Origin of the sequence: uncultured Frigoribacterium sp. (assembly GCF_963515265.1) — a bacterium.
Classification (GTDB): Bacteria; Actinomycetota; Actinomycetes; order Actinomycetales; family Microbacteriaceae; genus Frigoribacterium.
On the sequence record NZ_CAUPYL010000073.1, the window covers coordinates 1 to 11396 of the forward strand.

At 72.2% G+C, this 11396-nt stretch carries 9 protein-coding genes; 8 read left to right on the top strand and 1 reads right to left on the bottom strand.

The annotated features are described in order from the left end of the window. Positions 1-1200 (bottom strand): ROK family transcriptional regulator (locus RWM17_RS07895; RefSeq protein WP_314102534.1); only part of this gene is annotated, 1200 nt, incomplete at its 3' end. Between the two features lie 91 nt (positions 1201-1291). Here RWM17_RS07895 and RWM17_RS07900 point away from each other — a divergent pair. The 8 genes from RWM17_RS07900 to RWM17_RS07935 all read left to right on the top strand — a co-directional run. Next, positions 1292-3844 (top strand): glycosyl hydrolase 2 galactose-binding domain-containing protein, encoded by a 2553-nt coding sequence (locus RWM17_RS07900; protein ID WP_314102535.1) that lies wholly within the window; start codon positions 1292-1294, stop codon positions 3842-3844. Positions 3845-3933: 89 nt separating this feature from the next. Continuing rightward, entirely contained in the window at positions 3934-4812 is an 879-nt protein-coding gene (locus RWM17_RS07905) for a substrate-binding domain-containing protein (RefSeq protein WP_314102536.1), read from the top strand. 318 nt (positions 4813-5130) lie between these two features. Continuing rightward, a complete protein-coding gene (locus RWM17_RS07910) occupies positions 5131-6834 on the top strand; it encodes an ABC transporter substrate-binding protein (protein WP_314102537.1) in 1704 nt (567 codons plus the stop codon). Between the two features lie 46 nt (positions 6835-6880). Further along, the gene (locus RWM17_RS07915) at positions 6881-7870 is read left to right on the top strand and encodes an ABC transporter permease (protein ID WP_314102538.1); all 990 of its coding nucleotides are present in this window, start codon (positions 6881-6883) and stop codon (positions 7868-7870) included. Positions 7871-7904: 34 nt separating this feature from the next. Continuing rightward, positions 7905-8885, top strand: a complete 981-nt coding sequence (locus RWM17_RS07920; protein ID WP_123547953.1) for an ABC transporter permease — start codon at positions 7905-7907, stop codon at positions 8883-8885. Then, a complete protein-coding gene (locus RWM17_RS07925) occupies positions 8882-9835 on the top strand; it encodes an ABC transporter ATP-binding protein (protein ID WP_314102539.1) in 954 nt (317 codons plus the stop codon). The genes RWM17_RS07920 and RWM17_RS07925 overlap by 4 nt, the downstream gene beginning before the upstream one ends. Next, positions 9832-10755 carry an ATP-binding cassette domain-containing protein gene (locus RWM17_RS07930; RefSeq protein WP_314102540.1) on the top strand — a complete coding sequence of 308 codons (924 nt, stop codon included), beginning with the start codon at positions 9832-9834 and terminating at the stop codon, positions 10753-10755. The genes RWM17_RS07925 and RWM17_RS07930 overlap by 4 nt, the downstream gene beginning before the upstream one ends. A gap of 1 nt (position 10756) precedes the next feature. Beyond that, a partial coding sequence (locus RWM17_RS07935) for a hypothetical protein (RefSeq protein ID WP_314102541.1) occupies positions 10757-11396 on the top strand: 640 nt, incomplete at its 3' end.

Here is an 11396-nt window from a genome sequence, read left to right on the forward strand (position 1 = left end):
GGCCGAGCGGGTCGTGATCTCGCGCTGCAGCACGAGCGCCGCCCCGCCGACGGCCGCCGCGTCGGCGACGTACGCCGAGAGCTCGACGCTGACGCCGTGGGCGGCCCGGGCGAAGAAGTCCTCGTCGACGCGCCGCCGGACCGCCTCGAGGTAGAGGGCGCCGGCGATGGCGAGGCTCGGCCCGGCGAGCACGATCGAGTCGAGGTCGAGCACGTTGGCGATGGAGACGACCGCGGCGGCGAGGTGCTCGGCCGAGTCGCGGATCAGCTCGAGGGCGAGCGGGTCGCCGTGGACGGCCGCCGTGGCGACGACGCTGAAGTCGGCGTAGGGGTCGGTCAGGCCGGTGAGGGCGAAGCCTGCCTCGCGCCCGGCGGCCACCGCGGCGCGCGCCCGGAGCGCGACGCCGACCGGCCCCGCGAGCTTCTCGACCGTCGTGTTCGCCAGGAACGGCCCGGGTGCCCGGCTCATCACCTGCCCGAGCTCGCCGGCGTTCGAGCTGGCCCCGCGGAAGACGACGCCGTCGAGCACGATGCCCGCACCGATGCCCGCCCCGTAGTAGACGGTGCAGTGCGCCGCCGAGTCGGCGACGGAGCCGCCCCAGAACTCTCCGATGGCGGCCGCGGTGGCGTCGTTGTCGAGGACGACGGGCAGGCCGGTCGCCTCGGTGACGGCGCTCACCAGGGGGAACCCGGCCCACGCCTCCAGCGGGGGAGCGCCGTGGATGCTGCCGTGGCGGAGGTCGATCGGCCCCGGGGTCACGAGGCCGAGGCCCGCGACCCGCTCGGCGGGGACGCCGAGCCCGGCGAGGAAGTCGGCGACCACGGCGGCGATGCGCGCCACCGCCGCGTCGGGAGCCTCGCCGTAGACGCCGTGGGTGCGCAGCCGGCCGACCATGGCCCCGCCGAGGTCGGTGAGCACGACCGTGACCGCGTCGGCGCCGAGCTGCACGCCGAGCGCGAAGCGGGCGAGCGGGTCGATGCTGAGCAGGGTGCGCGGCTTGCCGCCGGTCGACTCGCGGCGGCCCGCCTCGACGACGAGCCCGTCGACCATCAGCTGCCGGACGACGTTCGACATGGTGGCCTGCGTCAGGCCGGTGCGCTCCGCGAGCTCGACCCGGCTGATGGGCCCCTGCGAGCGGATCAGGTCGAAGGCGAGCCCGCGGCTCGTCGGGGCGCTCGAGAGCAGGCGCGGGTTGACCATGTGGTACCTCCAACCCGTAGTCTAGGGTCTGAGCCGCTTACTTAGGCTGCTTGACGAAGGGGTCGGAGATCCCTGGACGCAAAGGGACACCATGGTCTTCTCCCCCCTGCACGACGACTGGACCGTCGAGGCCGTCACCGGTCCGGTGCCCGACGCCGTGGCCGGCCGACGAGTCCCGGCGACCGTGCCGGGCCAGGTGCACACCGACCTGCTGGCCGCCGGCCTGATCACCGACCCGTTCGACGGCGACGCCGAGTCGGCCCAGCAGTGGATCGGCGACACCTCGTGGCGCTTCTCGACCACCTTCACCTGGCACGACGACGGGTCCGTGCGGCACGACCTCGTCGCCGAGGGCCTCGACACCGTCGCGGTGGTCGAGCTCAACGGCCGCGTCGTCGCCCGGACCGAGAACCAGCACCGCAGCTACCGCGTCGACGTGAGGGAGGCGCTGGTCGAGGGGCGGAACGCGCTCACGGTCACCTTCGCGGCCCCGGTCGCCGAGGCCGAGGCCCGGGTCGAGCTCCACGGTGCCCTGCCCCACGTCAACCACCACCCCTTCAACATGCTGCGCAAGCAGGCCAGCTCGTTCGGCTGGGACTGGGGCGTCGACGTGGCCGGCGCCGGCATCTGGCGGCCGATCGGGCTCGACTCGTGGTCCGGCGTCCGGATCGCCTCGGTGCGTCCGCTCGTCCGCGTGGACGAGGCGCCCCAGTCGACCGGCGCGACCGGCACCCTCGACGCCCGCGTCGCGCTCGAGTGGGACGGCGTGACGACCGGCGAGCACCGCGTCGCCGTCGAGGTGACCTCGCCCGAGGGCGACCGCGTGGCCGAGGCGAGCGTCGACGTCGCGGTCGGCACCGCCGAGGCCGCGCTCGAGCTCGTCGTCCCCGACGCGCGGCTCTGGTGGCCGCTCGGCCACGGCGACCAGCCGCTGTACGGCGTCCGCGTGACCGCGGCGCCCGTGGACGACGGCGCAGGAGGCGGTGCGCCCGACGCGACGACCGCCTCCTGGACGTCGCGGGTCGGTTTCCGCACGGTCCGCGTCGACACGACGCCGGACGCCGACGGCACGCCCTTCGTCGTGCTCGTGAACGAGCGCGTCGTGCAGGTGCGCGGGGCGAACTGGATCCCCGACCACGCGTTCGTCACCGAGATCGACCGCGACCGCTACCGGCGTCGCGTCGCCGATGCGACCGAGGCGAACATGAACCTGCTGCGCGTCTGGGGCGGCGGCATCTACGAGTCGGACGACTTCTACGACGCCTGCGACGAGGCCGGCGTGCTCGTCTGGCAGGACTTCCTGTTCGCCTGTGCGGCCTACGCCGAGGAGGACTGGCTGGCCGTCGAGGTCGAGGCCGAGGCGCGCGAGGCGATCACCCGGCTCAGCCCGCACCCGTCGCTGGTCATCTGGAACGGGAACAACGAGAACATCTGGGGCTTCGTCGACTGGGGCTGGAAGACCGAGCTGCAGGGCCGCACCTGGGGCGACGGCTACTACCGCGAGCTCCTGCCGCGGCTCGTCGCCGAGCTCGACGGCACCCGCGCCTACTCGCCGGGGAGCCCGTTCTCGTTCGGCGACCCCCTGGCGTCGTCCGACGAGGTGCACCCGAACGACCACCGCCACGGCACGATGCACATCTGGGACGTCTGGAACCGCCGCGACTACACGGCCTACCGCGAGTACCCCGCCCGCTTCGTCTCGGAGTTCGGGTTCCAGGGCCCGCCCGCCTGGTCGACGCTCGTCGGCTCGGTGCACGACGAGCCGCTCGACCCCTACGGCCACCAGATGCTCGTGCACCAGAAGGCCGAGGAGGGCAACCTCAAGCTCGAGCGCGGCATGCAGGGCCACCTGCCGGCCCCCGCGACGATCGAGGACTGGCACTGGGCCACGCAGCTCAACCAGGCCGCCGCCATCCGGTTCGGCGTCGAGCACTTCCGGTCGCTCGCGCCGCTCAACACCGGCACGATCGTGTGGCAGCTGAACGACGACTGGCCCGTCACGTCGTGGGCCGCGGTCGACTTCGACGAGCACCGCAAGCCGCTCTGGTTCGCCCTGCGCGACTGCTACGCGCCGCGCCTCGCGACGATCCAGCCGCGCGGCGACTCGCTCGCCGTGGTTCTGCTCAACGACGTGGACGACGCGTGGGCGGGCGACGTCGTGCTGCGCCGCACGACCTTCGCGGGCGACGTGCTCGACGAGGTCGTCGTGCCGGGGGCCGTCGGCTCCCGGGGCAGCGTCGAGCTGACGGTGCCGTCCCCGCTCGTCGACGCGCTCGACCCGGCCGCCGAGTTGCTCGTCGCCGTGCTGCCCGACTTCGGCTCGGGCCGGGCGGTCTGGGACGCGGCCGAGGTCGTCGACCAGCGGCTCGACCCTGACCCCGTCGCGACCGAGGTCGTCCGCGACGGCGACGCCTGGCTCGTCACCGTGACGGCGCGGAGCTACGCCCGCGACGTCACCCTGCTGGTCGACGTCCTCGACCCGCGGGCGACGGTCGACCGCGGGCTCGTCACGCTGTTGGCGGGGGAGTCGGCGACGTTCCGCGTCGCGGGCCGTGACGGCGCCGCGAGCCTCGACCCGGACGCGCTCGTGGGCCGGACCGTGCTCCGCCACGCGAACGGCCTGCTGCTGGCGGTGGCGCCCTGACCGAGGTCCTGACCGGCCTCGCGACGCAGGAGGCGCCTCCTCGGCCCCGCAGGTCGACCGTGGTCCCCGCGGTGGGCGATACTGCACTGGTGTCCCCGCCCGTGGGCGCCGGCACGGCCGGCGCGCCTCCCTCCCTCCCGGCCATCGGCTTCGTGCAGCGCCGGGCGCCCTTCAGCCTGGGGATCGACCCGTTCCACACGGCGTTCCTCGCGGGCATGGAGGCGGCGGCGACGCGGGCCGGGGCGACGGTGCTGCTGCAGCTGGTGGCCGACCACGACGACGAGCTCGCCTGCTTCCGCCGCTGGACCGCCCAGGGCTGGGTGCGCGGCGTCGTGCTCGCCGACCTCGTCGACGACGATCCACGGCTGCCCGTCCTCGCGGCCCTCGGGCTGCCCACGGTCGTCCTCGGCCAGGAGCCGCAGGGCGGAGGCGTCTCGACCGTCGAGGTCGACGACCGGGGCGCGATGCGCCAGGCCGTCGCGCACCTCGTGGGCCTCGGCCACTCGGTGATCGGGCGGGTGAGCGGGCCCGTCGAGCTCGGCCACACGCGGGCGCGCTCGGAGGCCTTCGACCTCACCGTCGGACGAGGAGCCGCGAGCGGCCTGGTCCTGCCGGGCGACTACTCGGCCGAGAGCGGCGAGGCGCAGACCCGCCGGCTGCTGCGCGGGCCGCGGCGTCCCACGGCGATCGTCTACGACAACGACGCGATGGCGGTGGGCGGCCTGGCCGCCGCGGCCGACCTCGGCGTCTCCGTGCCGGGCGACCTCTCGCTGCTCGCGTGGGACGACTCGCCCCTCTGCCAGCTCGCGACGCCCCCGCTGTCCGTGGTGAGCCGCGACGTGCCGTCGCTGGGGGAATCGGCGACCCGCACCGTGCTCGCGATGCTCGACGGACGACCCGAGATGCTCGTCCGCGCCCCGGACAGCGAGATCGTGGTGCGCGGCACCACCGCGCCGCCCCGCCGCTGACCCCGCCCCCGCCCCCTCCTCATTCAGGAAGATCCGTCCTGCGTCCCGCAGCGGGGGGAGGCGCCGTCCTGATCCGTGCACGCCTCAGGACCGCAGCCGCCCCCGTTCCTGAATCGCGCCTCCTCGTCGCCGGTCGTCGCCCGTCGCCCGTCGTCGCCCGGCAACGGTCCGGTCACGGTTCCTGAGGCTTGCTCCCACAAACTTGACGGACTTAATTTAGTCGGGTAACAATGACCCGACAGCGCGGCCCAGCCCGCCTGTGACAACGAAGTCGGCGTCGACTGCCCCGAGTGGTCGCGCCCTGGGAAAGGATCAACGATGTTCCTCCGCGCAACCACGGGCCGCAGGCCCGTCCGCAGGGCCTGGGCGATCGGGGCGGCAGCCGCCGCCACCGCGCTGACCCTCGGCCTCACCGGCTGCTCCGCCGGCGGCTCGGGCTCGAGCAGCCCGAGCGACACGCTCGTCGTGTACACCGGCCAGGCCGGCGACTACCAGATCAACTTCAACCCGTACTCGCCGTCGTCCATCGGCGGCATCGGCGCGATCTACGAGTCGCTCTTCTTCGTCACCAACGTGAACACCGAGGACTACGAGCCCCTGCTCGGCAGCGAGTACACCTGGAACGCCGAGGGCACGCAGCTCGACGTCACCCTGCGCGACGACGCGACCTGGTCCGACGGCGAGGCCTTCACGGCCGACGACGTCGTCTTCACCTTCGAGATGCTGCTCGACACCCCCTCGATCAACACCAACGGCTTCGACGGCACGGTCACCGCCGCCGACGACACGCACGTCACCTTCACCTGGGACCACCCGGCGTTCGTGACCGGCCCGGCCCTGCTGGGTCGCACGCCGATCGTGCCCGAGCACCTGTGGAGCGACATCGACCCCACGACCGACGTCATCGCCGAGCCCGTCGGCACCGGCGCGTACACGATGGACGACTTCAAGGCGCAGGCCTTCACGCTGGCCGCCAACCCGACCTACTGGGGCGGCGAGCCCGCGGTCAAGAAGGTCCGCTACCTGTCGCTGTCCGGCAACACCGCCGGCGCCGACGCGCTCGCGGCCGGCACGATCGACTGGCAGACCGGCCCGGTGCCCGACATCCAGAACGTCTCGAAGAACTACCCCGGCTACGACGCCGTGACGATCCCGCAGAACCAGGTCGCGCTGATGACCTGCTCGAACGCCGAGCTCGGCTGCGAGGGCCCCCAGACCGACCCGGCCGTGCGCCAGGCGATCTACTACGCCCTGAACCGCGACCAGGTGAACTCCCTCGCGTTCCAGGACACCGCCAGCGAGGTGTCGCCCACGTTCGCGCTGACGAGCACGCAGGAGGACCTCATCTCGAGCGCCGTCGCCGAGCCCGTCGCCCCCGCGGCCCCCGACCTGGACAAGGCCTCGTCGCTGCTCGAGGACGCCGGCTGGGCGAAGGGCTCCGACGGCATCTACGCCAAGGACGGCCAGGAGCTGAAGCTCACGGTCGAGGTCGTCACCGGCTGGACCGACTACATCACGGCGATCGACACGATGGGCCAGCAGCTCAAGGCCGCCGGCATCTCGCTGACCGCCTCGCAGTCGTCGTGGAACGAGTGGACCGACAAGAAGAGCAAGGGCAACTACCAGCTCGCGATCGACTCGCTCGGCCAGGGCGCCGCGTCCGACCCGTACTACCTGTACGACCAGTACTTCAACACCGCCTACACGGCGGCGGTCGGCGAGGCGGCCCCGACGAACATGGCCCGCTTCAGCGACCCCGCGGTCGACGCGGCGCTCGAGACCCTCAAGGCCACGAACCCCGAGGACACGGAGGCGCGCCAGGCGCAGTTCGACGTGATCCAGGCCGCGATCGTCGAGGACATGCCCTACGTGCCCGTCCTCACCGGCGGCACGACGAGCGAGTACCACTCGTCGAAGTTCACCGGCTGGCCCACGATGGACGACCTCTACGCGTTCCCCGCCATCTGGGCCTCGCCGGACAACTCGATCATCTTCAAGAACCTGAAGCCGGCCGGCGAGTAGCCGTGGCGGAGGAGGAGCTCGTCGTCGTGAGGACCGGTGAGGACACGTGAACTACTTCGTCCGGAAGCTCGGCTTCTACGCGGTCGCCCTGTGGGCCGCGCTGACCATCAACTTCCTGATCCCTCGGCTGCTGCCGGGCAACCCGGTGGACATCCTGCTGGCGAAGCTGCAGCAACGCGGGGGGATCGTCACCCCTGACACCCGCAAGGCGTACGAGCTCCTCCTCGGAGGCGACTCCTCCGATCCGCTCCCGGTGCAGTACTGGAACTACCTGATCAACATCTTCAGGGGCGACCTCGGCATCTCGGTCGGCTACTTCCCGACCCCCGTCACCGAGGTCATCGGGTCGTCGCTGCCCTGGACGATCGTCCTCGTCGGCCTGGCGACCGTGATCGGCGCGGCGCTCGGCGTCCTGCTCGGCGCGTTCGTCGGCTGGAAGCCGGGCACCTGGCTCGACTCGCTCGTGCCGGCCACCACGCTGCTGGCGGCGGTGCCCTACTTCTGGCTCGCGCTGATCCTCGTGTACGTGCTCGCCACCTCCTTGAGGCTGTTCCCCTCGCAGGGCGGCTACGACGTCGTGCTCGACCCGGGGCTGAACTGGCAGTTCATCTCGTCGGCGGTCGAGTACGGGTTCCTGCCGGCGCTCACCATCGTCATCGCGTCGATCGGCGGCTGGCTGCTCGGCATGCGCAACATGATGGTGTCGACGCTGTCCGAGGACTACGTGCTCACGGCGCAGGCCAAGGGCCTCAGCCAGGGCCGCATCCTCCGCGGCTACGCGGCCCGCAACGCCGTGCTGCCGAGCGTCGCCGGCTTCGCGATCTCGCTCGGCTTCGTGGTCTCCGGCTCGATCGTCACCGAGCAGGTGTTCTCGTACCCGGGCATCGGCGGCAAGCTCCTGTCGGCCGTCACGAACAACGACTACGCGCTGATGCAGGGCATCTTCCTGTTCATCACCCTCGCCGTGCTCGGCGCCAACCTCGTCGTCGACCTCTTCTACGGGATCATCGACCCCCGCACCCGGGCGCGCAGCTGATGGCCCGCCGCACCCCCAGCAGGAGGCAGCACCCATGACGAACGTCGCCCCCGACACGACCACCACGGTCGTCGACTCGACCTCGCAGCTCGCCGCCGAGGCCGCCGACCTCGGCAAGCCGAGGCGCTCCGCCTGGCGGCTGATGCTGCCGACCATGACCCCGTGGCTCGCCGCCGGGCTCGGCCTCGTCGGCGCCATCGCGCTCTTCGGCATCGTCGGCCCGTTCTTCGTGCAGGACCCGACCGTCATCCGCGACATCGGCCTCACCGGCCCGTCGGCTCAGCACCTCCTCGGCACGACCCAGACCGGGCAGGACGTCTTCGCCCAGCTCGCCTGGGCCACCCGCGGCTCGCTGCAGATCGGCCTGATCGTCGGCATCCTCGCGACGGCCCTCTCGGCCTTCTTCGGCATCCTCGGCGCCTACATCGGCGGGTTCACCGACGAGGCGTTCTCGCTGTTCTCGAACGTGTTCCTCGTGATCCCCGGCCTGCCCCTCGTCATCGTGATCTCGGGCTTCGTGCCGCAGGAGCAGCGCGGGCTCTGGACGATCGGCATCGTGCTGGCGATCACCGGCTGGGCAGCGTCCAGCCGGGTGCTGCGCGCGCAGACCCTGTCGATCCGCAGCCGCGACTACGTGGCCGCGGCCCGCGTCGCCGGCGAGAAGCCGTGGCGCGTCATCTCGGTCGAGATCCTGCCGAACCTGCTGCCGGTGCTCGCGTCGCAGTTCGTCTTCGCGGTGATCGCGGCCATCCTCGGGGAGGCGGGCCTGTCGTTCCTCGGACTGGGCGCCTCCAACTCGTCGACCCTCGGCACGATGCTGTTCTACGCGCAGAACGGCTTCGCCCTGCCGCTCGGCGCCTGGTGGTGGTTCGGCCCTCCCGGCCTGATCATCGCCCTGTTCGGCACCGGCCTCTCGCTGATCAACTTCTCGATCGACGAGATCATCAACCCCAAGCTCAAGAACGTGCGCCTGCACCGCAAGCGCGCCCGTCTCGCGAAGAAGGCCTCCCGATGACCCCCACGCAGGAGGCGCCCACAGCGTCCCGGCCCCGCACCCGTCGCGACGCCGTGCTGACGATCGACGACCTCACCGTCGTCTACGAGGTCGAGAGCCCGGTCACGGCGGTCAAGTCCGCGAGCCTGACGCTCGCGCCGGGCGAGATCCTCGGGCTGGCGGGGGAGTCGGGCTGCGGCAAGACGACCCTCGCGTACGCGATCAACCGGCTGCACAAGCCGCCGGCGCGCATCTCGACGGGCTCGATCACGTTCCACGACCGCGACGGCACCGACATCGACCTCCTCGCCCTCGGCGAGCAGGAGCTGCGGGCGTTCCGCTGGTCGAAGCTGTCGATGGTGTTCCAGGGCGCGATGAACGCCCTCAACCCGGTGACGACGATCCTCACTCAGCTCGACGACGTGCTCGTCACGCACGAGAAGCAGCTGAGCAAGGCGCAGCGCCGTGCCCGGGCGGCCGAGGTGCTCGAGCGCGTCGGGGTCGACCCGGTGCGGCTGCGCTCGTACCCGCACGAATTGTCGGGCGGGATGCGCCAGCGCGTGATGATCGCGATGGCGATGCTGCTCGAGCCGCAGATCATGATCATGGACGAGCCGACCACGGCCCTCGACGTTGTCGTGCAGCGCGACATCCTGCGCGAGATCGTCCGGCTCCGCGACGAGCTCGACTTCGCCGTCGTGTTCATCACGCACGACCTGCCGCTGCTGCTCGAGATCAGCGACCGCATCGCCGTGATGCTGCAAGGCGAGATCGTCGAGCTGAGCACCGCGGAGCAGATCTACGCCGACGCCCAGCACCCCTACACGCGCCGCCTGCTCAGCTCGTTCCCGAGCCTCAGCGGCTCGCGCGGCGCGTTCATCCGCACCGGCGTCGACGAGGGCTCGCCCCTCGAGCAGGACACCCGCACCATCGTGCTGCCCGACCCCGACGACCTGGAGGACCCGCGATGACCAGCATCCACGTCACCGACCTGACCAAGGACTTCTCGGTCCGCAAGGGCATCGGGCGCGAGGCGTTCCGGGCCGTCGACTCGGTGTCGTTCGACCTGCTGCCCGGCCGCACGGTCGCCCTCGTGGGCGAGTCGGGCTCGGGCAAGTCGACCATCGCCCGCATGCTCGCGAAGCTCGAGAAGCCGAGCTCAGGGACGATCGACGTGACGCTCGACGACGGCACGCCCGTGATGGGCTCGGTCTACCGGCGACACGTGCAGATGGTGTTCCAGGACCCGTTCGCGTCGCTCAACCCGTTCCACTCGATCGAGCACCACATCGCGCGGCCGCTCCGGATCCACCGCCGCACGAGGGGCCGTGCCGAGACGCACGAGCGCGTGCTCGACATGCTCGAGCGCGTCAACCTGCGACCCGCCGAGGACATGGCCGCCCGTCGCCCGCACGAGCTGTCCGGCGGACAGCGCCAGCGGATCGCGATCGCCCGGGCCCTGGCCCCCGGCGCCCAGGTGCTCATCGCCGACGAGCCGGTCTCGATGCTCGACGTCTCGATCCGGCTCGGCGTGCTCAACCTCATGGGCCGGCTGCAGCGCGAGGACAACCTCGCCGTGCTCTACATCACGCACGACCTCGCCACCGCTCGGCACTTCTCGGACGAGATCCTCGTGCTGTACCGCGGCCGCGTCGTCGAGCGGGGGCCCGCGGACGACGTCATCCTCGACCCGCACCACGACTACACGAAGCTGCTCGCGCTCGCCGCGCCCGACCCTGAGCGCGTCGGCAAGGTCGTCAGCGACGAGTCGGCCCCCGACCGCTCGAGCATCGACAACTCGATCTGCTACGACCACTACGCCCGGGCGTGGGTGCAGGCGGGGTCCGCCCCGGCCGGCGAGGCGCTCGCCGCGAAGGCCGCGGTGCGCTGACGTGCGGCGGCTGCACTGGGGCACCGGGGCCCTGCACCTGACGTTCGCCCTGCCCGACGACGGGCCTGTCGCGCTGATCGCGATCGAGCCGGGAGTCGCGCCCGCGCTGTGGCCGGGCGACGACGGTCACGTGCCCGACCGCCTCCTGCAGGCCCTGGTCGAGGTGTCGGCGTTCGGGCACGGGCGGTTCCCCGGCAGCTTCCGGCACGTCGACACCGTGCTCGGCGCGGCCCTGCGGCACGTGTCGCACGAGGCCGACGTCGACGACGACGGCACGGCCCGGCTGCGGATCGAGCAGCGCGACGACGCCTCGGGCCTCGTCGTCATCAGCGTCCTCGAGGCGCAGGAGGCGGTGCCCGCGTTCCGCACGCACACCGAGATCGGCCTCGCCCCCGGCGCCGCCCCGCTCACCCTCGACGCCGTGTCGACGATCGCGACCGGGGCGTTCCTCGGACGGGACGACGACGTCGACGCCTTCGCCCTCGCGACGGCGGCGAACGACTGGGTGGCCGAGAGCCGCTGGTCGACGACCCCGCTGCGCGACGCCGGGCTCGCGCGCATCGACCGCGACGTGCAGCACCAGCCGCCGCGCACGCGGCTCGTCGTCGGCGACCGCGGCTCGTGGTCGAGCGGCGAGGCCG

Excerpts from the sequence above, each read along its gene's own strand:
- RWM17_RS07900 (WP_314102535.1), top strand. The coding sequence starts at position 1,292 with ATGGTCTTCTCCCCCCTGCACGACGACTGGACCGTCGAGGCCGTCACC.
- RWM17_RS07910 (WP_314102537.1), top strand. The coding sequence starts at position 5,131 with ATGTTCCTCCGCGCAACCACGGGCCGCAGGCCCGTCCGCAGGGCCTGG.
- RWM17_RS07920 (WP_123547953.1), top strand. The coding sequence starts at position 7,905 with ATGACGAACGTCGCCCCCGACACGACCACCACGGTCGTCGACTCGACC.
- RWM17_RS07925 (WP_314102539.1), top strand. The coding sequence starts at position 8,882 with ATGACCCCCACGCAGGAGGCGCCCACAGCGTCCCGGCCCCGCACCCGT.
- RWM17_RS07930 (WP_314102540.1), top strand. The coding sequence starts at position 9,832 with ATGACCAGCATCCACGTCACCGACCTGACCAAGGACTTCTCGGTCCGC.